Raw genomic sequence first — 22,632 nt, 5'->3', positions numbered from 1 at the left:
GTACTTTCCTATCAGACCCAGAGATTGACCCCGTCGGGGCGGACGTAACTGCGGTAGAGTTCGGTGCGGGCGCTTCCGGTTGCCTGCGGTGCCTGATTGTTGGTCTGGTCGGACGATCCGGCGCTCCAGGACGCGTTATCCGAAGAGTCCTCGGCGTTGCCGCCCTCCTGGCGCAGCGAGAATTCGAGCTCGGTCTTGGCGGAATCGAGCCCGGCATCGGCCAGTGCCCGTTCAAGGGCGCGCTGATCGCGCTGCATCAGGTCGAGTGTTTCGCTTTTCTCGACAGCGAGGCGGGCGATGACATTGCCGCTCTGATCCATCTCCATACGCACATCGATGCGGCCGAGTTCGGGCGGGTTCATCCGGATCTCGAAGCGATTGACGCCGTTCTGGACCTGCCGGGTAATTTCGGCGGCAACGTATTGCATGTTGATCTGGGTGCCCTGCGCGGCGAAGGGTTGCGCGCCCTGACCAGCGCGAGCGCTGGCGGCGGCCTGGCCAGCCGACGCGCCCTGCGTTCCGGCGGGCAGGATGACAGTGTCGGCGTCGCCGAACTGGCCAGCCGCAGCATCGGCTGAGGCGGTCTGGACGGCGGCCTGGGTTGCCGCCTTCGCGTCGGGGGCAGGTGCCTGACGGTTTGCCGCGTCGGGCTGAGTGCCGGCATCCGGCTTTGCGAGCGACCGTTTTGTGCCCGGCGGCACTTCGGCGGTTTCGGGTTTGCTCGTCGCTTCGGCGTCGGCAGGGACGGGCTGGCCGGTTGCCCGCGCGGCCCTTTCGATGTCCTTTGCAGGCGTCGATTGAACTTCGCTTAGGAGGATCACCTTCCGCGTATCGGCAGGCATTTCGGCGTTTTCAGCAGCGACGGCATGCATGTGAACCGAGTGGCGGTCGAGAGCCGACGCGAAATCGCTGAGCCGGGCGGAGAGATCGGGCGCCCCCTCCGCGGCCTTCTTGCCGATCTTGGCTGCCAATGCGGCGAGCGCATCGAAGGGATTGGTATTTTCGCTGCCGCTGCTGCCTTGCGCAACAAGGCCCAGGCTTGCGGCCATGCCATTGAGTTTTTCGAACGCGCCGCCGCCGGGCATCGGCAGGTCCGTTGTTGCCATCAGATCCTGGACACCGGCCAGCAGGTTCGCGATTTCGTCCAGTGCATCTGCGTCGGGCGCAGTTTCGCCCTGCAGCGTTTCTTCGAGAGCGGCGAGCTTTTCGAGGAGTTGCGAGAGCATGTCGCCGAGCGCGATTTCGGTCTCGCTCGCCGTCTCGCCGCTGGGTTTCGCCTCGCCGGGCATGATCGGCGCGGCACCGCCTGCGCGTGTGGCGCTTGCGGGCGTCTGCGCGCCGAAGCGCTCCAGCAGGGCGGCAAACGTCTCTTCGACCGAGCCGTTGGCGGTATCGGTCAGCCCGGCCATATCGGTACCGCCAATCGCCATGTTCTGCCCGGTGCGCGGGCCCATGATACTCAATCCGGCTTGCAATGCGTTGGTCACGTTGGCGTCAAACTCGTTTCAAGATGCACTCGTCCGTGGACCACCATGCAAACGCCTTGCCAGTTTTGAGTTGATCGGAAATGTGTTGATTGTCAGTGATTTATCTCTCGTACGGGCGCCGGGGTTTATATTCGGGGCGGCACAATCGGCCCAGCGGCGGCAATATCTGCCCGGTCGGGTCCTTGCCGATGGGGCGCAAAGGGCGTAAAAGCGCGGCCCATTGGCACCGGGTTCCGATGCCGTTTGTCCGCTGGCCCTTGACCCCAACCGGATGAGAGAAAGAGATGCCCAATTCCCTTGGTTTCGACCGCGCGCCGGCCGAAACGCGTGTTGTCGTCGCCATGTCGGGCGGCGTGGATTCTTCGGTCGTTGCCGGATTGCTCGCCCGCGAGGGCTATGAAGTGATCGGTGTGACCCTCCAGCTTTACGATCATGGCGAAGCGACGTTTCGCAAGGGCTCGTGTTGCGCGGGCCAGGATATTCACGACGCGCGCCGGGTGTCGGCAGCGCTCGGGATTCCGCATTATGTGCTCGACTATGAAGAGCGCTTCAGAAAGGCCGTGATCGACCCCTTCGCTGAAAGCTATGCCAAGGGAGAGACGCCGATCCCGTGCGTTTCTTGTAACCAGACCGTCAAGTTCGAGGACCTGATGACGGTCGCAAAGGATCTGGGCGCCGATTGTCTCGCGACCGGTCACTATGTCCGCTCGGACCTTGTCGATGGCAAGCGCGGGCTGTTCCGCCCGCTCGACGCGGACAAGGACCAGACCTATTTCCTTTTTGCGACCACGCCCGAACAGCTTGACTATCTGCGTTTCCCGCTCGGCGGCATGACGAAGGAGGAAACCCGGGCCTTGGCGCGCGAGATGGGATTGACGATCGCCGACAAGCACGACAGCCAGGACATCTGCTTTGTGCCCCAGGGCAGCTATTCGGACGTTATCCGCAAGCTGATGCCCGAGGCCGAGGTGCCCGGCGATATCGTCGACCGGGAGGGGAACGTGCTGGGTCGGCACAAGGGCATCATCCATTATACCGTCGGCCAGCGGCGGGGGCTCGGCATTGCTTCGGGCGAACCGCTTTATGTGATCAAACTCGATCCGCGTAGCCAGCAGGTCGTCGTCGGGCCGAAGTCGGCGCTCACGACGCACACGGTCCGTCTGCGCGACGTCAACTGGCTCGGCCCGCGCCCGCTTGCGGAGATGGCGGCGGGTAATGGCATGGCGCTCGAAGCCAAGGTACGCTCGACGCGCGCGCCGCAGGAATCGGTCATTCACATGCGTGACGGCGAGGTTTATGTGACGCTGGTCGCGGGCGAGAACGGTATTGCGCCGGGTCAGGCCTGCGTTCTTTACGCCGATGATGGGTCGGACGCACAGGTGCTTGGCGGCGGGTTCATCGCCGAAGCGGTTCCCGCGGCGATGGTGGCCTAGACGCCGCTATCGCAGGCGTTCGCGTTGCACGGGCGGGCATGGAACGGAGCCATAGGAACAGAAGACACAGCAGTCCCCTTGTTTGGGGTGCAGGACCGTCCCGCAGTTTTTGCACGCGTAGACGATCTGACAGGCGTCCTCAGGCATTTGTTCGTGCGAACGGCTTCCGCAAACCGGGCAGATGATCTCCGAATAATGCTCTGGCTCAATGGTTGGCATCGCGTCGCCCTTCCGGGCACCAGGTGTTCGGCCGCTACTCGGTCTCCACTATAGCCGGCGCCATATCGGCTTGCCATTCCCCCATGGTCGAGATGATGGTGCCACCAATCGTGAGGACCGCGAGGATCATCAATCCGACAAGGATGAGACGGTTGGTGCGGTCCGAGGTGTCCTTGTCGTCATCCATCGCGTAATTCCTTGTGGAGGCCGATCATATCCCCTCAATAGGCCGCGCAAACAAAATTTCCAAGGAAATTGCCGCACGGATCGTCTCATGCACAAATGCCGTATGGTCCGATCCCGGGATGGCGTAGCGATATTGTGACGAGCGAGCGTTCCATTGCCGAACTTCTGGCGCGCGCCAAGGCCGGCGACCGGGCGGCGTTCGGTACGCTCATAGATGCCCACTACGACTTCCTCTATCGCACGGCCTACAAATGGTGCGGCAGCCGCGAGGACGCCGAGGATGTCGCCCAGGACGTCTGCATCAAGCTGGCCACGGCGCTTGCGGGGTTCGACGGGCGGTCGGCGTTCACGAGCTGGCTCTACCGGATCGTTCTCAACGCTGTGCGCGACAGGCAGCGGCAAGCCGCGCGCCACGTACGGTGGGCCGGGGCGTTGGCAATGACCGCAGAGGTGTCGACGCCGGCGCAGCAAGCCGACGCAATGGACGATGCAGAGCTCTGGGACGCGGTGCGGGCGCTGCCAGAGAGGCAGCGCGATGCGGTGTTGCTGGTTTACGCCGAAGAAAAGTCCCATGCCGAAGCCGCTGCGATCATGGGTGCGAAGGAAAGTACGGTCTCCTGGTACATCCACGAGGCCAGGAAGGCCCTCAAGGGTATGGTTCAGGACGAAAAGCGATGACGGACGACCGCTTGAAATCGCTAGGTAAGACAATGGTTCCGCCGCCGTCGGCGCACGCGCGGCAGGCCGCGCACGATGCGGCGATGGCGGCGTTCGAGGCAGCGCAGGAGCGCGCGGCGGACGAAAAAGAATCGCACCCGAACCAAGGATCGTCCATCGGCGCGCGTCTCAGGTCCATCACTTCCAGATGGAAAGGACCCTGGACCATGGAATTGCGTTATGGACTTGGCGCGGCCGTCGCCGCCGTGCTTTTTGTGCCGCTGGGCTGGCAGTTGCTCAACCAGACCGCACTGACGCCGCCGGCGCTCCCGCAGCCCGAACTCGGAACCGCCCAAAGCGGAACGGTGCCTGTGGCCGAACCTGCTCCGACCCCGGACGACGCGGCACGGAGGTCCGAGGCTGACGCGGAAGTACGTGAAAGCGTCGTCGCTGCCGAAGAACTCGCCGTGGCGCCCGCGCCGATGAGCACGGCATCCCAGACCTTGCAACCACTGTCGGGCATCGCGCCGTCGTCCAACGACGGCTTTGCCCAAGTGCCCTCCATCGGCGACCGCTTCACCGCCTTTGAGGACAACGGCGTCACTTTGACCGCGGAGCAGCCCGTGTCGACGTTCTCGGTTGACGTCGATACGGCGTCCTATGCCTACGTCCGGCGCGCGCTCGAAATGGGGCAGGTGCCGCCCCCTGAGGCGATTCGTGTGGAGGAGCTGATCAACTATTTCTCCTACGACTACCCGGTGCCCGCGCCAGGCGGGGCACCTTTCGCGCCGAGTGTGACGGTGACATCCTCGCCCTGGGATGCGGACAACCGGCTCGTCCATATCGGGATCAGGGGTGAAGCGCTTGAGGTAAGCGCCGTTCCGCCGGCGAATCTTGTGCTTTTGATCGATATGTCCGGCTCGATGGACGCGCCGGACAAACTGCCGCTCCTCAAGCGGTCGCTGGGGCTTCTGGTCAATGAGATGGGTCCCGAGGATACGCTCTCGATCGTCACCTATGCCGGGCAGGCCGGAGTAGCGCTCGAACCGACGTCAGGCGGCGACAAGGCGGCCATCATGGCGGCCATCGAGAGCCTTGTGCCGGGCGGCTCGACGGCCGGCGCTGCGGGAATCGAGGAGGCCTACCGCCTTGCTCGATCCGCATTTATCCAAGACGGCACCAACCGCGTGCTGCTGGCGACGGACGGGGATTTCAACGTCGGGCTTTCGGATCCCGACGGCCTTGAGGATTTCATCGCCGAAAAGCGCGACGACGGCATCTTCCTCTCGGTCCTCGGCTTCGGCATGGGCAACTACAACGACGCGGCGATGCAGGCACTCGCGCAGGCGGGCAATGGAACAGCGGCCTATATCGACGACTTTGCCGAGGCCCGCAAAGTGCTGGTCGAGGAGATGGGGGCGACGCTCGTCACCATCGCCAAGGACGTCAAGATCCAGGTCGAATTCAACCCGGCCACCGTCGCCGAATACCGGCTGATCGGGTATGAGACCCGCACGCTCGCGCGTGAGGATTTCAACAACGATCGTGTGGATGCAGGGGATGTCGGCGCGGGGCACACGGTCACTGCAATCTACGAGATTACGCCGGTTGGTGCTCCCGGCTCGGTCGATCCGCTCCGCTATGGTGAGGACGAGCCAGGTGTGGGCAATGCAGGCGACGAACTGGGTTATCTCAAGATCCGCTACAAGGAACCGGATTCGGACGTCAGCGAGCTGATCGAGACGCCGATCAGGCCTGGGCTTGCCGAGGCATCTGCGGATACCGCGTTTGCGAGCGCTGTGGCGGCGTTCGGGCAGAAGCTCAAAGGCAGCGACGCGCTCCACGCCATGAGCTGGGATGAGATCCGCGCGCTCGCCGACACTGGCCGTGGCGCCGACCCAACCGGGCGGCGGGCAGAATTCATCGGGCTGATTGGACTTGCCGAGAGCCTGACGCAGTAGACGGCTTGCGCCGAAAACAAGAAAGGCGCTCCGGATGGTTTCCGGGGCGCCTTTTCACTCTAGTCGATGGGCTTCAGTCCTGCTTCGATCTGAGCGCGCTTGGGCTCGAGGAAGGGCGGCAAGGCGAGGTGTTCGCCGAGGGTTTCGAGCGGCTCGTCGACATCGAAGCCCGGCCCGTCCGTGGCGATTTCGAAGAGGATGCCATTGGGCTCGCGGAAATAGAGCGAGGTGAAATAATAGCGCTCGACCTCGCCCGATGTCGGCACGCCGATTTTCGCGGTGCGTTCGACCCAGCTGTCGAATTCGGCCTTGTCCGGCGTCCGGAAGGCGACGTGGTGGACGCCTCCGGCGCCTTGGCGGGCAAAGGGCAGGTGCGGTTCGACCGCAACGTGCAGTTCGGCCGATGCGCCACCTTCGCCCATGGCAAAGACATGCACTTCGCCTTGCGCCTCGGTCGCTGGATGGGTGCGGACTTTGCGCATGTTCATCACCGAGGTGAGGACGGGCTCGGTTCGGCGCAGGTCCGGCACGCTCATCGTGATCGGTCCCAGGCCTTTTATCTGGCGGTCTATGGGCACCGGGCTTTTGTCCCAGGGGCTCGCACCGCCGGCGCGGGTGTCGTTGACGAGCCGCAGACGCTGGCCTTCGGGGTCTTCGAAATCGAGGCTCACATGGCCGGCGCGCTCGGCGATGTCCGAGGTCGCGACGCCGTTGCTTTCGAGGTGGCTCTTCCACCAGGCAAGCGTGGCCTCCCCCTCTACGCGAAAGGCCGTCCGCACGATCGCATGCGTACCGCGCTGTTCAGGCGCGGCGGGCCAGTCGAAGAAGGTGATGTCGGAACCCGGCGAGGCTATGCCGTCTCCGTAAAAGAGGTGATAGGCGGTGGTGTCGTCCTGGTTGACGGTACGCTTGACCAGCCGCAACCCCAGCACCTGGGTATAAAAGCGAAGGTTTTCCCGCGCATTGGCCGTGATCGCGGTCAAATGGTGCAGGCCTTTGAGTTCGAGTGTCATGGCCTATCCTTTCAAGCCGTTGTTGGTGCCAATATAGGGGTGCGTGGTGCGACAGCCCAGAGCACGCGCGCGAACGTATCATTCGATCCGGTCGAACAACTGCCGATTTCACTAGGGCTAGAACGAAAAAGCGCTACGCTAAGTGCCTTGCGCTTGACAGCCCCCGCACCGGTCCCTAATAAGCGCCGTGCCTCGCGCACTGATGACGGTCCGGGCGCGACAACGATGCCCAGATCGCGCAGGCGTTTTCCCGGGGCGGAGTAGCTCAGCTGGTTAGAGCAGCGGAATCATAATCCGCGTGTCGGGGGTTCAAGTCCCTCCTCCGCTACCAAATTTTTCTTTATATTGCAGGTGGTTAAGGTCTGGCGCGACATGGTCGCGCATGGGGTGACGGCGGTGCATTCGCTGGACGCGATGGTTTGCTCTCTTGCTTCTACGCTTGGCGATGCCGGTTCTGAAAGACGCTGGTGATGGAATGCTCAAATGGGTATGCGGTGACCGTGAGGCGCTCGGGATAAGTCAATAGCATTGACATTGTTTTGCCGAAACGGGAGTCTTTGCCTTTGCGTTGGTTTAGGCGGAGCGGGCAATGTCATTGCGCGGCAAGGTAGTGTTGGGGGATTTCTTTCATGCGCCGACATATGGAGCAATCGACGTTCTTGCCGAAGCGCTCGTGTCGATTGATGAGGCTGGCAGGATCGATGGCGTATACGAGCATGGGCATGCCGCGTTTAAAGACATTGAAAGCCGGGCCCAAAGCGAAGGCCGGCTTTTAGCGCTCGGCAAGGGGCGGTGCGTTCTGCCCGGCTTCGTCGATTTGCACGTCCACGCGCCGCAATACCCCCAGCTGGGGCAGGCCCTCGACGCCCCGCTCGAGGTCTGGCTCGAAAAATATACGTTTCCGCTCGAGGCCCGCTACGCCGATACCGAATTTGCCAAAAAGAGCTATGCGTTGCTTGTCGCCGATCTTCTGGCCGCGGGTACGACAACGGCGCTCTATTTCGCAACGGTGCATCTCGAGGCGACGAAAATCCTTGCCGACCTGTGTCTTGCGGGCGGTCAGCGGGCCCTTGTGGGCAAGGTGGTGATGGACCACCCGGATACTTGCCCTTCATATTACCGCGATGCCGGGGCCGATGCGGCGCTGGCCGATACGCGGGCACTGATCGAATATATCCAGGCCCATCCCGGCAACGCCGAAGGCCGTGTGCTGCCCGCGATCACGCCGCGCTTTGTGCCCTCATGCACCGATGCCGCGCTCGAAGGCCTTGGCGCGATCGCGCGCGAGACCGGATGTCATGTGCAGACCCACTGCTCGGAAAGTGATTGGGCGCATGGCCATGTTCTTGAAAGAATGGGCAAATCGGACACCGCAACGCTTGACGGATACGGTCTCCTTGCGCGGCGGTCGGTTCTGGCTCACGCCAATTTCATGTCCGAGGACGATTTCGATCTCATGGTGCAAAGCGGTGCGTCGATTGCCCATTGCGCGCTTTCCAACGCCTATTTCGCCGGAGCCGTGTTCCCGCTCAAAAGGGCGCTTGAAAAGGGTGTAAGGGTCGGGCTGGGGACTGACGTTTCGGGCGGACCGACCCATTCGATGTTCGAGGCCACGCGCATGACGCTGCACGCCGCGCGCATGCTCGAAGCCGGCGTCGATTCGCGAAAACCGGCCTCCGAACGCGGCGTTCCGGGCTCCGCAATCGATTTCGCGACCGCGTTTCACCTCGCGACGGCGGGGGGCGGGAATGCGCTCGAACTTCCTGTCGGAACGTTCGAAGTCGGCATGAACTTTGACGCCATGGTGGTCAACGTTGACTCGCCGCACGGTACCATCAGGGCGATTGGCGACATCACGCCCGAGGAGCTTTTGCAAAAGATCGTCTATTCGGCATCGCGTCCCAATATCGCGGACGTTTATGTCGGCGGCGATCGGGTCGCGGGCGCTGGATCGTGAAACCAGGTTTACGATTTATCGAAGGTCTGCAATAATTCTTACACGGAGTTGCCGTCCGGCGCCCCGGCCCATCCCCGCCTGGAGAAACCCCGCATGTCCCACTGCCGCATTATTCTTGACGTCGATACCGGGATCGATGACGCCATGGCGATCATCTACGCGCTCAACGCGCCCGAGGTCGAGCTCGAGGCGGTGACGGCGACTTACGGCAATATCGATGTGGCCTCGGCGACGCGCAACACGCTGCAGATACTCGAAGCCGGAGGTCGTGGCGACATTCCTGTCGCCTCGGGTGCCGCACGTTCGCTCACGCGGCCCTTCTCCAAGCGCGGCAGCCGCATCCACGGCGCCAACGGGATCGGGGACGTCGAGATGCCCGCCCCCGCAGCGCAGCCGGTCGAAACCTGGGCCCCTGATTTCATCATAGAGCGGGTGCGCGCCAATCCCGGCGCGCTGACGCTGGTGCCGGTCGGGCCGATGACCAATGTCGCGCACGCGCTGATGAAGGCGCCCGATATTGCCGAAAAGCTCAAGGGCATCGTTCTGATGGGCGGCACCATATGGCATCCGGGCGTGCCCGGCATTCCCTCCCCGGTAGCCGACGCCAATTTCTTCAACGACCCCGAGGCGGCGCGGATCGTGCTGCAATCGGGTGCCGACGTCACGATCGTGGGGATGGACGTGACGATGAAGACAAAACTCACCGCCGCAATGATCGCCGAGATCGGCGAAAAAGGCGGGGGGGCCGCGCGCTATGCCATGCAGGCGGCGCAATTCTATCTTTCGGCCTACCAGGCGCAATATCCGGGCATCGACTACTGTGCTCTGCACGACCCCCTGGCGGTCGCAGTGGCGCACGACCCGTCCATCGTGACCCTCGAGGCGATGCAGGTCGACGTCGAATGCGTCGGCGAACTGACGCGCGGACAGGTAATCCCCGACCGGCGCAAGACCGGCACGACTGTACCCAACGCGAAGGTTGCGCTTGAAGTCGACGCCCCAAGGTTCGAGACCATGTTCAAGGCCGCCATGCTAGCCCGCTAACCCCGCCCGCCCGGGCTTATGAACCAGGGATAGGCGAAATCGGCGAAATGCTGGGCGGCGTCCGTCGCCCCTGGCAGTTTGGCGGAAACCGCGGCGGCCAGTGCTTCCAGGATGGCAAGGATAGCGGCATCTGATGTCGATCCGATGGTGCGGCGCGAGTGGACATAAAGCGTCAGGCTTCCAAGGCTTGCAAGCGGTGAGGCCTGCGTGTCGGTGAGCGCGAGCATCGGCAGGCCTTTCTTGTGCGCGGCGCGCGCCAGATCGACGGTATCGCGCATATAGCGCGGAAACGCGATCGCGAACACGAGATCGCGCTCGGTGAAGCTCGACAGATGCCGCGCCGCGGTCAGCGTGCCGCCGGCATTGTCGACCATCCGGATGCGTTTGCCCGCCATTTCCATACGATGGGCGAAGACATTGGCGAGCGCACCGGCATTGTCGAACGCCAGCATGTAGATCCGGTCCGCCTTCACGATCATCTCGACCGCCTGCTCAAGCCGCGCAGCGTCGAGATTGAGCATCGAGGCGCGCAGGTTCTCGATATCCTCCTCAAGCGACGAGGCGACAATCTCGGCGGCCGGGGAATCCTTCGAGATCGCCGTGCGCAGCCGCTCGACCGGCGCGAACATGGGTTCGAACGCCTCGATCACCTCGGTGCGAAACTGCGCATAACCCTCAAAGCCGAGCTTGCGTGCGAACCGGTTGGCGGTGGCGACCGAAACGCCCGAGGCGTGAACCGTTTCGTTGATCGACATTTTCGCGACCTTCATCGGTTCGGCCAGAACGAAATCGGCGAACTGCTTCAATGCCGCGGACAAGCCCGGATAGATCGCTGCGATCTTTTCGGCAACGACCGAGTCGGCGGGGAGATAGCCCCGAGCCCATTCTGTAGGCATAATCGTCCATTGCCTCCATTTTATGCTTGTAATGAAAATTTCATATGCTAGCGTCTTTGTAACAGCTCGTTACAAAGACGCCAACAAGCAGCTGTCAACACAGGTGAGGTTTTCGGGGGGAGGACAACGCATTGAGGCAGTGCTATGTCCTTTGGCAACCAGTTCAGAACGACACGACGCAATGTATTGCTCGGAGGAGCGGCAGCTTTTGGCGCGACGCTCCTGCCAAGAACCCTATTTGCGCAGACTTCGACGCCGATTACGACTGCTTTCGGCTGGATTTCCAACGTTGAATACGGCGGCTTCTGGGCCGGCCTGGAACAGGGTTACTTCGCCCAGGAGGGTATCGACGCCGGTTATCTGCCGGGCGGCCCGAATGCGCCGGACACGCTGGTCTCGCTCTCGGCCGACCGCGCACAGATGTGCACGGCCAACTGGCTGCCCATCCTCGACGCCATAGAGCAGGGCAACGATTTCGTCGTCCTCGGTGCCCAGTGGCAGCGCAGCCCGGCCGCGCTGATGTCGATGACCTCCAATCCCGTTCGGACGCCCGAGGATCTCGTGGGCAAGCGCATCCTGGCGCAGAACCCCTCGGACTCGGTCATCATCGACTCAGTCCTCGGTAATGCCGGCCTGCCGCTCGACTATGAGATCATCCCGACGGGCTTTTCGCCCGAGCCGCTGATCGCGGGCGATGGTGATGTCTATTTCTGCTTCGCCACCAATCAGCCCATCACCATGGAGCAACTCGGCTATACCGAAGGCGAGGACTTCGTTGTCACGCTCTTTGACGACCTCGGCTACGTCGTCAAACAAGGCATCGTGGTCACCAAGCGCAGCTTCCTCGAGGACAACCGCGCAGCAGTCGTGGGATACCTCAAGGCACTGGTCAAAGGCTGGCAATACGCAATCGACAATCCCGACTACGCCCCCCAGATCGTCATCGACAATTACGGCGCCGATCTCGGGCTCGACCTTGCCCAGCAGCAGGCCCAGATGGCGCGCCAGATCCCGCTCCTGACACCTGAGGAAGGGGGCGAACTCTTCATGTTCGACCCACAGGTGATTGGGGGTACGATGACAGAAGCGGCCATTGCCGCTGGCCGAACTGTGCCGCCCATTGAAGATCTGGTCGATCTGACCCCGCTTCAGGAAGCGCTCGCCACAATCTGATCTCACCCAAACGGTTTTCACTGCCGCGCGCTTTGCCGCGCGGCCATGAACCCTGCCCAGGAGGCAATGAACAATGGATAGACGTACGCTTTTGAAGGCGGCTGCCGCCGGCGCCGGCCTGAGCGCCCTGCCGGTCCGCGCCCTTTTCGCTCAGGACACGACAGCCCTGCGCGTACAACTGGGCTGGATCGCCAATGTCGAATATGGCGACCACTGGATCGGCCTTGAGGACGGCATTTTCGCTGATGCCGGGCTCGACGTGACGGTGACGCCGGGCGGCCCAAACGCTCCCGATCCGCTCACGCTCGTCGCCGCGGGGAACACCGATATCGGCTATACGAGCTGGCTACCTTTTCTCGACGCCATCGGACTGGGCAATGACTATGTCATGATCGCCGCCCGCATGCAGTCCTCGCCGCTCGGCATCATCTCTCTGGCGCAAAAGCCCATCCTCACACCCGAGGACATCATCGGCAGCCGGATCCTCGCGCAGGGCCCGGCCGAGGAAACGGCCATCCAGGCTACGCTCGGGCTTGCCGGACTTCCTGCCGATGACTGGACGATGGTCCCCGCGGGCTTCTCGCCCGAACCGCTCGTTGCCGGCGACGGCGACGGTTACACGGCCTTTGCGACAAACCAGACGATCACGCTCGAACAGATGGGCCTGGTGCGCGACGAGGACTTCTTCTTTAAAAGCTTCGACGAACTCGGTTTCCCCAGCTATGCCGGTATCGTCTTCGTCGATCGCGCCTTCCTCGAGGCCAACCGGCCCGCTCTCGTCGCCTATCTGCGTTCGCTCATCAAGGCATGGCAGGTCAACGAGGATGATCTCACCTATGCGCCTCGTCTTGCGGTCGAGAAATACGGCGCCGATTACGGCCTCGATCTCGACCAGCAGATTCGCCAGAACGAACTCCAGATGCCTTTCTGGCGGCCCGAAGGCGCGAGCGACTACAAGCTCCTGCAGATCGATCCCGAAAAAATCGGCGGCCCGATGTACGCGGCGGCCCGGGCCACCGGACGCACGGAGTTGCCCGAGGTCGACACCATCATCGATCCCAGCCTCGTCGAAGAGGCGTGGGCGACGCTTTAGGCACCCGCCCCGGGGCGACATGGCGCCGCCCCGGGGACATCCCGCGCTCAAGCGCAAGACTTACGACTTCAAGGACGGATCATGAGCGAGAACACCGCGCCCGCGACGGCGGATATCATTGTAAAGGGTTGTGAGGTGGTCACGCTCGACAAGGACAACACGGTCATCAATGACGGCGCGATCGCCGTCAGCGATGGCAGGATCGTCTGGCTGGGCACGAGCGACGAAGCCGCGGGCATCAGCGCCGGTTCGGTCATCGACGGACGCGGCCGGATCGCCATGCCGGGCCTCGTGGACGCACATTTCCACACGGGTCAGCAACTCCTGCGCGGCAAGCTGCAGCAGATCGCCCGCAAGCGGCCGCTCAAGCAACCCGTCTGGAAGAACTATCTGATCCCGTTCGAAAGCTGCCTCGAGCCCGAAGACGTCTACCTGTCGGGGCTCGTCGCCTACACCAACATGATCCAGGTCGGCACGACCTGCTTTGCCGAGGCCGGTGGGCCGCATCCCGACGAGATGGGCCGTGCGGCAATGGACACCGGCATCCGCGGCTTCATTTCCCTCTCCACGGTCGACCAGAGCGAAACGATCGGCGCCGATGTGCCACAGAACATGCTCATGACCCATGACGAGGCGCTCGAGCGCAACGTCGCGCTGGTCAAGCGCTGGATGGACAATGACCGCGTGAAAGCCTGGCTGTCGCTGCGTCAGGTGATCGTCTGCTCACCCGAACTCGTGCGCGATGTCATCGTCGCGGCCAACGACCTCGACGTCAAACTGCACACGCATCTGTGCGAGGGCACGTACGAGATCGACTACACCAACGAGAAATTCGGCATGCGCCCGACAGAGTGGCTTTATTCGCTGGGCCTGCTCTCGCACCATCTGCACTGCGCGCATTCGGTGCTGCTCTCGCCGCGCGAGGTCGATCTCTACCAGGAGCACCGCGTCTCCGCCTGCCATTGCGGGTTCAACAATTATTCGATCGGCCATCCGCGACTTATCGAAATGTGGCGCCGAGGTATCGATATCGGGCTCGGGACCGATGGTCCGGGCGCGGGCGGTACCCTCGACATTTTCCAGGTCGCTCATGTCGCCCGGGTCGGCCAGCAGGCCATCAACAGCTCGGCCTATCACCAGCGTGAGCCGATTTCGTCGGAAGAACTTCTGCGCATCGCCACGATCGGCGGCGCACGGGCACTCGGCGTCCTCGACAGCATCGGCACGCTCGAAATCGGCAAAAAGGCCGACTTCCTCCTGTGCGATACCTCCCGGATGGACCACGCGCCGCTTTACGATCCGCTCTTTGTTGCCGCCAGCATCATCGTGGGCCGTGATGTCGAGACGGTTGTGATCGACGGCAAGATCGTCATGAAGGACCGTGAAATGGTCTCGATCGATACCGCTGCGATCAAGGCCAAGCTCAATGAGCGTCTGCCGGTCATCTCCGAGCGTTTCGAAGCCCTGGTCGCGTGACGTCATGAGCAAATACGCCACCATAGCACGAGGCGCTCCTCTGCCTGTCAGGAAACCGGCGGTATTTCCGGTCCACGCGGGAAAGACGATCCTTGTCACGGGCGCTGCCGGCGGGCTGGGCAGCGCGATCTGTGCGCTTCTGGCACGCGAGGGGGCGACGGTGATCGGCGCGGATCGCGACAAGGCGGCGCTCGACGCCCGGGTTGCAGATTGGGGAACCGATTGCACGGCGCTCACGGTCGACCTCGCCGACGAAACATCGGTCGCCCGCGTGGCCGAGACGGCGATTGAGCTGGGGGGAATGATCGACGGGCTGGTCAACTGCGCGGGCATGGTGCGGCATGCCGATCCCCTCGCTGTTCCGCGCGCCGACTGGGAGATACAGTTCGCTGTCAATCTTTTCGGCGCCTACGACATGGCGCGCCATCTTGGCGCGCATATGATCGAAAAGGGCGTGCGCGGTGCCATTGTCAATGTGGGCTCGGAAGCCGGCAAGGTCGGGCACGCGGATTCGATGGCCTACAGCGCGAGCAAGGCCGCGCTTATCAGCATGTCCCGCATCCTCGCCGAAGCGCTCGCGCCCCACGACATCAACGTCAACTGCCTGTGCCCGGGTGGTATGGCGACGCCGATGCTCGAGGAGGTCGCGCATGCCTATTCGGCGGTGACCGGCGAGGGCGCGGCGGACATTTATGCCCAGATGACGAATGCCAGCCTCGGCCGGCACACCGAACCGCGGGAAGTGGCACGCATCGCCTCGTTCCTGCTCAGCGACAACGCCATGATGATCCGCGGGCAGGCAATCAATGCCGATGCCGGCGGTACACCTTATTAAGCCGGAGGCCCCGTGTCCGCACCGCACCCCCAAGTCAGTTCCACACCCTGGGCGATCGACATCGATCACGTCGGGAAGGTCTTCACGCTCGACAATGGCGAAAGCCTGGTGGCGGTCGATACGGTGGATCTCAAGATCGAGAAAGGCGAATTCGTCGCGCTTCTGGGCCCCTCAGGCTGCGGCAAGAGCACCATCCTGCGCCTCGTCGCCGCGCTCGAAGACCCGACCACCGGGCGCATCGCCATCGAGAACCGCGATCCGCTCTCGCTATCGCGCCAGCACAGGCTCGGCGTCGCCTTTCAGGATCACGCTCTGCTGCCCTGGCTGTCGGTGAAGAACAACATAGCATTGCCCTACAAGGTCGCCGGGCGTCCGGTCGACCACGAGCGCATTGCCGACCTCCTGGGACTTGTGGGTCTAAAAGGCTTCGAGAACGCGCGACCCAGCCAGCTTTCGGGAGGCATGCGCCAGCGTGTATCGATCGCCCGCGCGCTTATCCTGAACCCGGACGTCCTGTTGCTCGACGAGCCTTTCGGGGCTCTCGACGCGGTGACGCGCCGGCACATGAATGTCGAACTTCAGCGGATCTGGGGCGAGGAGCGCATCACCTCGCTGCTTGTCACCCATTCGGTCGAAGAAGCCCTGTTTCTCGCCGACCGTGTCATCGTCATGAGCGGACGGCCCGGGCGGGTCGTCAAGTCCATCGCGGTGCCGTTCGAGCGTCCGCGCCGCCCTGAAGTGCAGCGTACCGCCGAATTCCATAGCCTCGCCGACGAGCTCACGCTCGCCCTCGAACCGGAGGAGGCGGCGGCGTCATGATGAAGATCGACCGCGAAAAGGCGACCGATCTCGTTTTGGGCGTCCTCGGCATCGGGCTCTTTCTGGTGCTGTGGGAAGTCATCGGCGCGTATCGGCTTGCTGGACTGACCTGGCCGAAGCTGTCCGATGTGCTCGCCTTCCTGTTCGAGCCATCGCGCCAGGGCCTGTTCCTGCGTGCCATGGGGGCGAGCTTTTCGATGGTGGCCGCCGGCTATGTTCTCGGGCTCGTCATCGGGATCGCGATGGCGGCTTTGGTGCATGTGATCAACCCCTTGCGTCCCGGGATGGATCGCTTTGCCAGCGTCGTCAACGCGATCCCGCCCATCGCGCTGGCGCCCATCTTCATCGTCCTTTTAAGCCGCGAAGTCACCGGCATGGCGATCGCGACGCTCAACGTCTTCTTCGTGATCTATGTCGCGACCACATCGGGCCTGCAGAGTTCGACCCGCGGACACCGTGATCTTTTTGCGGTGATCGGCGCGAGCAAAATCCGGCGATTTATGAGTCTCGATATGCCGGCCGCCTTCCCGGCCCTGGTGTCGGGAATGAAATACGCTATCCCCGCAGCCTTTATCGGCGCCATTCTGGGCGAATGGTTCGGGTCCAGCCGTGGATTGGGACTGTTGATGGTCAGTGCCATGCAGAACTTCCAGATCCCCTTGCTCTGGTCCGCTGTCCTTATCGCATCGACGGCCTCGCTCCTTGCCTTCGGCGCGATGAGCCTTCTCGAACGCTTCGTCTACGGGAGGTTCAGATGAGCCAGTCTGCACAGATCCGACGGTCTTCCGGCGGGTTCTTCTTGACCCTTGTTTCGCGGTATTGGGGCGTGCTGGCGGTATTGCTGGCGTGGCAGGCCTGGGTTTCGATCTCGGGTGTCAATGCCATTGTCATGCCGCATCCGATCGATGTCCTTCTCAACATCGTGCAGAACCCCGGATCCTATTGGCAGAACGGGTCGCAAACGCTGCTGCTAGCGGCGGGCGGCCTCGTCATGGGCATGGCCCTGGGCACACTGATCGCCGTCGTCGCGTGGACCTCGCGGGTGTTGAGCGGGATTCTTATCCCCCTGGGGCTGATTTTCTCCTCGGTTCCGGTGGTTGCGCTGATCCCCGTCCTCGCGCGTCTTCTGGGCTACGATGTCAGGACTGTGCTGGCCATCGTCGTCATCATCTCGTTCTTTCCCGCTTTCGTTTTCACCTCTGCGGGGCTGCGCGCCCTGCCGCCGGGGAGCGAGGATCTCTTTCAGGTGCTGGGCGCCTCGAAATGGCGCCGGTTCGTTCACCTCGTCATGCCCTCGGCGGTGCCGAACTGGATGATCGCGCTGCGCCTGGCCGCGCCCCCCGCAGTCCTCTCGGCGATGGTGGCGGAATTTCTCATGGGGTCGAGCGGGCTGGGTTACATGTTCCGCGCCGCCGCGACCGATTTCGACACCGCTCAGGCCTTCGGCACAAGCGTCGTCGCCACAGCCATCTCGGTCCTGTGCTTTACCGCGGCGACCCTTGCTGAAACGCGGGTCAACCAGAAATGGAAATAATGTCATGACTGAAGACGCACCTTTGGCGGTCGCGACCGTTCAGGAAGACAACGAACGTGTCCGGGTTACGCGATGGCAATTCGCCCCCGGAACGCAAACCGGGTGGCACACGCACGAGGCCGACTATGTCGTCGTCCCCGTGATCGGCGGCACCCTCACCATGGTCAATCCCGACGGCAGCGAGACTGAGTCGACCATCACGGCGGGCGAGGCTTACTTCCGGCGCGCGGGGGTCCACCACACGGTGGTCAACCGCACCGATGCGCCGGTCGAATTTGTGGAAACCGAACTCAAGTAGAACGCCGGAGCAAAAAATGAAAGTTACTCTGCCGCCCGATCCCTGGCAGAAGGTCAGAACGCTGCACGACGTGCCCGCAGATGAAGTAATCTCGGGCCTTCAGAAATCCCTCAGGCGCGGCATGGCCGAAACGGCCCTTCTGCTGGGATATGAGATGTTCATCTCGAGCGCCGAACTTGAGGAGATGCTCTGGGCGCGCCTGTGCGTCATCGCCGTCGAGGATGTTGGCGTCGGCAACACCATGTTGCCGGTGCTGGTCGATACGCTCTATCGCACCCATGCCCGCTATCCGCGCCCAGTGGGAGACCGGTTCCTTTTTGCCGCCCATGCCATACGTCTGATTGCCGACAGTCCCAAGGACCGCACCTCCGACGATATGGTCAATTTTGCAAAGCTCGAACTCAGCGTGCGCGACAAGGCTCCCGAGGTCCCCGACTTTGCCATCGACATGCACACAAAGCGCGGTTGGGAAATGGGCCGGGGATACGAGCATTTCATGAAAGAGGCCTCGCGGGTCGAGAATAAGATTACCGACGTCGATACTTCCTATCGCGAGCGCCTCATGGAAGCGATCGCCGCGGGTGAACTGGAGTAGGGACAGATGAGCAAGGTTTATCTGGCTGGCCCGGAGGTCTTTTTTGCCAACGGCAATGAGCTGATCGAGCAAAAGAAGGATATCGCCCGGCACTACGGGTTTACCCCCGTCGCGAGCGTCGAAGAGGACGACTTTCCCAGTGGCAAGTTCGAATCCGGCATGTTCATCTCCACGCTCAACGAGCGTCTGATGAAAAGCGCGGATTTCATCATCGCCAACCTGACACCCTTCCGCGGCATTAGCGCCGACGTTGGAACGGTGTTCGAACTGGGCTTCATGTGTGCGCTGGGGCGACCGGTCTTCGGGTACTCCAACGATCCGCGCGACTATGACGAACGGGCCGCTAATGACTACTATGTCGGCGCCATCAAGCCGGTCGATGGGCTCTTGCGTGCGCCTGACGGGCAGATGGTCGAAGATCACGAAATGGCCGATAATCTGATGATCGACGGGGGCATTATCGCACGGGGCGGGCAAGTTATCCGTCCCAATGCGGGCGCGCGGCTTGCCAACGACGATACCAGCATGTTCGAATCGTGCCTGGCCGCTGCGCGCGACTATTTTGCCATGAGGGCCTGAGGGCGTGCTCGACGCAACGGGGCTGGCCGAGGCGATTGCCGCCGGGGCCATCTCTGCAAGCGATGCGCTTGAACGTCTGTGCGGGGAGATTGCAGCGCGAAACAGTGCGCTAAATGCCATAGTTGTGAGCGATATCGATCGCGCCCGCATGGCCGCTGCGGCGGCAGACAGACGCCTGCGGGCAGGTGAGCGGCTGCCGCTCCTTGGTGTGCCCATCACCATCAAGGAGAGTTTTGACGTCGCCGGGCTGCCCACAAATTGGGGACTGGCCGCATATCGTGATGCCATCGCCCGTACCGACGCTGTGGCCGTCGCGCGACTGCGGCAGGCCGGCGCGGTCGTAGTAGGAAAGACGAACGTATCCGAAGGGCTCGCAGGATGGCATGCGACGAACCCGGTTTACGGCCGCACCCATCACCCGCTCAATGCCGATTGGACTCCTGGCGGCTCGTCCTCAGGTGCTGCCGCCGCGGTGGCCGCGGGGCTGTCCTACCTCGATATCGGCTCGGATCTCGGCGGCTCGATCCGCGGGCCATCACATTTTTGCGGCATCTTCGGACATATGGCGACGCATGGGCTGATCCCGCTGCGGGGCCATGTTCTCGATGGACGACTGGCCCCGCTCGACATTTCAAGTCCGGGCCCGATGGCGCGCAGCGCCCGCGATCTCGCGCGCGCATTACTGGCCATGGCCGGGCCTGACGCGAATGAGGCAGCCGGCTACCGGTTGGCACTGCGACAGGCGCGGCATGACGCGTGCAAGGATTTCCGGGTTCTGGTTCTTGATGCGCACCCAATGGTACCGACCGATCCGAGCGTCCGCGGCGCGGTCACCGAACTGGCGGGCCGACTCGCAAATGCCGGGGCGAAGGTCGAACGCGCCGAGCGGATCATTCCCGATATCAGGAAACTGACGGAAACCTATATCGCGCTGCTCGGCACAGCGCTTTCCATTGGCCAGACCGAGGCAGAGGCCGCACGGCTCCGTGAGCGGGTATCGGACCTCGCCTCGGACGACGACACGATCGCAGCGCAGCGGCTTCGCGCCGCCACGATGAGCCACGCCGCCTGGGTTCGCGCCAATGAGACGCGTTTCGAACTCCGCTGGGCATGGCAGCGGGTGTTCGAGAACCATGACGCCGTGATCTGTCCGCCCTGTATCGTTCCCGCATTGGCTCATGCCGAGGCGGCTGGCGCCACACTGACCGTCAATGGGCAGACGATCGATGCGGAGGACAATATCGCCTGGGCAGCGGTCGCCAGTTGCTGTGGGCTCCCCGCAACGACGATGCCGGTCACGATATCCGGCGAGGGCAAGCCGCTCGGCGTGCAGATCATCGGACCCTATCTCGAGGACCTGACGCCCATAGCGCTCGCCCGTTTGGCGGGAGACGGCGGGTGAGCGGCACGGCGATCACCGCCATCGGCATTATTATATTCGGCGCGGCACTTTTGCGCGGGCTTACAGGGTTCGGCTTTGCGCTCGCGGCGGTTCCCCTCATGAGTCTCGTGATTGCGCCCGCGAAAGCGGTTGTAATGTCGGTTTTCATCCAGGCCCTGGCCGGTTTGGCGGATCTTTGGCTTCATCGCGGCGCGTTTGACAAGGGCACGGTCGGGATCCTCACCCTGGGGGCACTCATCGGCACGCCCGCTGGCGTCTGGCTCCTGGCGCTCGCCGCCCCGGATATTGTGCAGATCGCAATCGGCCTCGTGGTTGCGGGTGCAACGCTGGCGCTCGCGCAGGGCCATAGTCTGACGCGCTTCCGTCCCGGGCCGGCCTCCGCGTTGCCGGTCGGCGCCCTTTCCGGATTCCTGGGCGGTTTGGCGGGCATTCCGGGGCCACCTGCAATCATCTACTGCATGATGCGCGGTATGACGCCGGCAACAGCGCGCTCAACGCTCCTTGTCTTCTTTTTCGCGACGACTCTCTTTGCACTGCCGGGTCTCGCCATCGCTGGATTGGCGAGCGCCGATCTGGCGATCCTCGCGCTTTTCCTGATGCCGGTGATGGGTGCCGGCCACTTTGCCGGAGCCTGGATCTTCGCGCGGACCGACGAGGCGCGATACAGGCAGTTCACACTTATAGCGCTCGGAATAATGGCAACGATCGCCATCGCTCAGGGCGGCGCGGGCGCTCTCGCGCGGATGGGCTAACGCAACGACTGTGGTTTTGAGGTTCAACGATCACACCGGCTGAACGGTCCCGGCCTGGCGCCCGCAAGCGGTTCCGCCGTGTCTCCTTCCAGTGCGAAACTGAACATTTGCATGTCTCTCCAATTTGGGAGAGGCGCGTGACTTCCGGCTGCTCGTAGCTTGAACGGAAGCGAATTTCACGCGCACCGTCGCTTTTTCCCTACCTGATCCGGCGAGACCATGAACACTTTTGCGGGGGCGAATGCCTCAGAACACGATTTCGACAGCTACTATGCGCGCGAAATAGAACCCGCGCTTGCCGGTCTCGAAACGCACCGGAAGAAGCGGATGTGGCTCGTCGTGGGGCTTGCCATACTTGGCGCAATCGGGTTCGGCGCAGTCGCAGTCCTTGCGCAGATGAACCGGTCCGACGGTCCGGTCGCCCTGGCTGCCTTTGCGGTTGGATTCGGTGGCTTGTTGGGCGCGGGGCTTGCCTATCTGGGACTGACCAACCGCTACAAGCAGGTTCTGACCGGAGGCGTGTGTGCTTATTTAGGCTTTGAGTACGCGATTAGAAAATTCGATTTCCCGCTGGACCGCTTCAAACCGCTCCTGCCCTTTTACAAGAGCGCGAAACTTGAAGACCGGATCGAGGGGCATGTCAGGGGCGTGGATTTCGAGTTGTGCGAGGGCAAGTTCTCGAGACAGGATGCCAGATGGCGTGCTTTGATGCTGGTTTACAGCTTCAATAAGCCTTTCGACGGCGAGACGACTGTCGTTGCCGATACCGATTGGGTTGGCAACGCGTTGGAACGAATGCGCCAGAACGGCGGGCGGGTTCGGCTGGAAGATCCCCGGTTTGAAGATCGATTCGAGGTCTTTTCAACCGATCAGGTCGAGGCCCGTTACCTGCTCACGCCGCGCTTCATGGAACGGATCGTGGAACTCACCGAACGCCTCAACAACCGGCGGGGCGTATCGATGGCGTTCATGGACAATCGCTTACTCATAAATGTTCGCATCGGTTCGGCCGCCCGGCGTTTCGAGATCGGAAACGTATTTCGTCCAATTCGGGACGGGAGGGAACGCGCCCGCAACCTCCTGAGCGAGCTCGAGCTGGTGACGAGCATCATCGACAGTCTCGACCTCGCCGACACCAGCCATGCATGAGAATGTCACCGCCTGTGGGTCACCGGGGGGACAAGAACGTCTTCAACAAAGATATCTCTCTCCCATTTGGGAGG

Annotated in this window: 23 protein-coding genes and 1 tRNA gene; 19 read left to right on the top strand and 5 right to left on the bottom strand. The window is 62.8% G+C overall.

The features are described 5' to 3' along the window. Window positions 1-11: 11 nt before the first annotated feature. The gene (locus LSG43_RS12535) at window positions 12-1,454 is read right to left on the bottom strand and encodes a flagellar hook-length control protein FliK (RefSeq protein ID WP_231804582.1); all 1,443 of its coding nucleotides are present in this window, start codon (window positions 1,452-1,454) and stop codon (window positions 12-14) included. 317 nt (window positions 1,455-1,771) lie between these two features. Between LSG43_RS12535 and mnmA the strand changes: the two genes are divergently transcribed. Then, window positions 1,772-2,920 (top strand): tRNA 2-thiouridine(34) synthase MnmA, encoded by a 1,149-nt coding sequence (mnmA, locus tag LSG43_RS12530; RefSeq protein ID WP_231804580.1) that lies wholly within the window; start codon window positions 1,772-1,774, stop codon window positions 2,918-2,920. A gap of 6 nt (window positions 2,921-2,926) precedes the next feature. Here mnmA and LSG43_RS12525 read toward each other — a convergent pair whose 3' ends face one another. Next, window positions 2,927-3,139, bottom strand: a complete 213-nt coding sequence (locus tag LSG43_RS12525) for a GDCCVxC domain-containing (seleno)protein (RefSeq protein ID WP_231804578.1) — start codon at window positions 3,137-3,139, stop codon at window positions 2,927-2,929. 34 nt (window positions 3,140-3,173) lie between these two features. Then, window positions 3,174-3,326 (bottom strand): hypothetical protein, encoded by a 153-nt coding sequence (locus LSG43_RS12520; protein ID WP_231804576.1) that lies wholly within the window; start codon window positions 3,324-3,326, stop codon window positions 3,174-3,176. Window positions 3,327-3,460: 134 nt separating this feature from the next. Between LSG43_RS12520 and LSG43_RS12515 the strand changes: the two genes are divergently transcribed. Next, window positions 3,461-4,003 carry an RNA polymerase sigma factor gene (locus LSG43_RS12515; protein WP_231804574.1) on the top strand — a complete coding sequence of 181 codons (543 nt, stop codon included), beginning with the start codon at window positions 3,461-3,463 and terminating at the stop codon, window positions 4,001-4,003. A gap of 206 nt (window positions 4,004-4,209) precedes the next feature. After that, window positions 4,210-5,943 (top strand): vWA domain-containing protein, encoded by a 1,734-nt coding sequence (locus LSG43_RS12510; RefSeq protein ID WP_369412482.1) that lies wholly within the window; start codon window positions 4,210-4,212, stop codon window positions 5,941-5,943. A 59-nt stretch (window positions 5,944-6,002) separates the two neighbouring features. Here the strand turns inward: LSG43_RS12510 and LSG43_RS12505 are convergent, their stop codons facing one another. Next, window positions 6,003-6,956 carry a ring-cleaving dioxygenase gene (locus LSG43_RS12505; protein ID WP_231804570.1) on the bottom strand — a complete coding sequence of 318 codons (954 nt, stop codon included), beginning with the start codon at window positions 6,954-6,956 and terminating at the stop codon, window positions 6,003-6,005. A gap of 254 nt (window positions 6,957-7,210) precedes the next feature. Between LSG43_RS12505 and LSG43_RS12500 the strand changes: the two genes are divergently transcribed. From LSG43_RS12500 to LSG43_RS12490, 3 genes are all read left to right on the top strand, one after another. After that, a tRNA-Met gene (locus tag LSG43_RS12500) sits at window positions 7,211-7,287 on the top strand. 258 nt (window positions 7,288-7,545) lie between these two features. Further along, complete coding sequence (guaD, locus tag LSG43_RS12495; protein WP_231804568.1) at window positions 7,546-8,913, top strand: guanine deaminase; 1,368 nt, start codon at window positions 7,546-7,548, stop codon at window positions 8,911-8,913. 93 nt (window positions 8,914-9,006) lie between these two features. Continuing rightward, window positions 9,007-9,957 (top strand): nucleoside hydrolase, encoded by a 951-nt coding sequence (locus LSG43_RS12490; protein ID WP_231804566.1) that lies wholly within the window; start codon window positions 9,007-9,009, stop codon window positions 9,955-9,957. On the opposite strand, the gene LSG43_RS12485 is transcribed toward LSG43_RS12490, so the two are convergent. After that, the gene (locus LSG43_RS12485) at window positions 9,954-10,853 is read right to left on the bottom strand and encodes a MurR/RpiR family transcriptional regulator (protein WP_231804564.1); all 900 of its coding nucleotides are present in this window, start codon (window positions 10,851-10,853) and stop codon (window positions 9,954-9,956) included. The genes LSG43_RS12490 and LSG43_RS12485 overlap by 4 nt on opposite strands. A 144-nt stretch (window positions 10,854-10,997) precedes the next feature. On the opposite strand from LSG43_RS12485, the gene LSG43_RS12480 reads away from it, so the two are divergent. From LSG43_RS12480 to LSG43_RS12420, 13 genes are all read left to right on the top strand, one after another. Next, window positions 10,998-12,026 (top strand): ABC transporter substrate-binding protein, encoded by a 1,029-nt coding sequence (locus LSG43_RS12480; RefSeq protein WP_231804562.1) that lies wholly within the window; start codon window positions 10,998-11,000, stop codon window positions 12,024-12,026. 73 nt (window positions 12,027-12,099) lie between these two features. Further along, window positions 12,100-13,119 carry an ABC transporter substrate-binding protein gene (locus LSG43_RS12475; protein WP_231804560.1) on the top strand — a complete coding sequence of 340 codons (1,020 nt, stop codon included), beginning with the start codon at window positions 12,100-12,102 and terminating at the stop codon, window positions 13,117-13,119. Window positions 13,120-13,200: 81 nt separating this feature from the next. Beyond that, window positions 13,201-14,595 carry an amidohydrolase family protein gene (locus tag LSG43_RS12470; RefSeq protein ID WP_231804558.1) on the top strand — a complete coding sequence of 465 codons (1,395 nt, stop codon included), beginning with the start codon at window positions 13,201-13,203 and terminating at the stop codon, window positions 14,593-14,595. A gap of 4 nt (window positions 14,596-14,599) precedes the next feature. After that, complete coding sequence (locus LSG43_RS12465) at window positions 14,600-15,430, top strand: SDR family NAD(P)-dependent oxidoreductase (RefSeq protein ID WP_231804556.1); 831 nt, start codon at window positions 14,600-14,602, stop codon at window positions 15,428-15,430. Window positions 15,431-15,442: 12 nt separating this feature from the next. Then, on the top strand, window positions 15,443-16,249 hold the full coding sequence (locus LSG43_RS12460) for an ABC transporter ATP-binding protein (protein ID WP_231804554.1): 807 nt from the start codon (window positions 15,443-15,445) through the stop codon (window positions 16,247-16,249). Next, a complete protein-coding gene (locus LSG43_RS12455) occupies window positions 16,246-17,007 on the top strand; it encodes an ABC transporter permease (RefSeq protein WP_231804552.1) in 762 nt (253 codons plus the stop codon). The genes LSG43_RS12460 and LSG43_RS12455 overlap by 4 nt, the downstream gene beginning before the upstream one ends. Continuing rightward, on the top strand, window positions 17,004-17,783 hold the full coding sequence (locus LSG43_RS12450) for an ABC transporter permease (protein WP_231804550.1): 780 nt from the start codon (window positions 17,004-17,006) through the stop codon (window positions 17,781-17,783). The genes LSG43_RS12455 and LSG43_RS12450 overlap by 4 nt, the downstream gene beginning before the upstream one ends. Before the next feature lie 4 nt (window positions 17,784-17,787). Beyond that, the gene (locus LSG43_RS12445; RefSeq protein WP_231804548.1) at window positions 17,788-18,081 is read left to right on the top strand and encodes a cupin domain-containing protein; all 294 of its coding nucleotides are present in this window, start codon (window positions 17,788-17,790) and stop codon (window positions 18,079-18,081) included. Between the two features lie 16 nt (window positions 18,082-18,097). After that, the gene (locus LSG43_RS12440) at window positions 18,098-18,676 is read left to right on the top strand and encodes an AAA family ATPase (RefSeq protein ID WP_231804546.1); all 579 of its coding nucleotides are present in this window, start codon (window positions 18,098-18,100) and stop codon (window positions 18,674-18,676) included. Between the two features lie 6 nt (window positions 18,677-18,682). Then, the gene (locus tag LSG43_RS12435) at window positions 18,683-19,255 is read left to right on the top strand and encodes a nucleoside 2-deoxyribosyltransferase (protein ID WP_231804544.1); all 573 of its coding nucleotides are present in this window, start codon (window positions 18,683-18,685) and stop codon (window positions 19,253-19,255) included. 4 nt (window positions 19,256-19,259) lie between these two features. Further along, on the top strand, window positions 19,260-20,657 hold the full coding sequence (locus LSG43_RS12430) for an amidase (RefSeq protein ID WP_231804542.1): 1,398 nt from the start codon (window positions 19,260-19,262) through the stop codon (window positions 20,655-20,657). Continuing rightward, entirely contained in the window at window positions 20,654-21,409 is a 756-nt protein-coding gene (locus LSG43_RS12425; protein ID WP_231804540.1) for a sulfite exporter TauE/SafE family protein, read from the top strand. Before LSG43_RS12430 ends, LSG43_RS12425 begins: the two co-directional genes overlap by 4 nt. A gap of 327 nt (window positions 21,410-21,736) precedes the next feature. After that, window positions 21,737-22,558 (top strand): DUF3137 domain-containing protein, encoded by an 822-nt coding sequence (locus tag LSG43_RS12420; protein WP_231804538.1) that lies wholly within the window; start codon window positions 21,737-21,739, stop codon window positions 22,556-22,558. The last annotated feature ends 74 nt before the right edge of the window (window positions 22,559-22,632 follow it).

Source organism: Pelagibacterium xiamenense, assembly GCF_021166475.1.
GTDB lineage: Bacteria > Pseudomonadota > Alphaproteobacteria > Rhizobiales > Devosiaceae > Pelagibacterium > Pelagibacterium xiamenense.
Note: the sequence above shows the minus strand (reverse complement) of the source record. Positions and strands in the feature narration are given on the sequence as shown.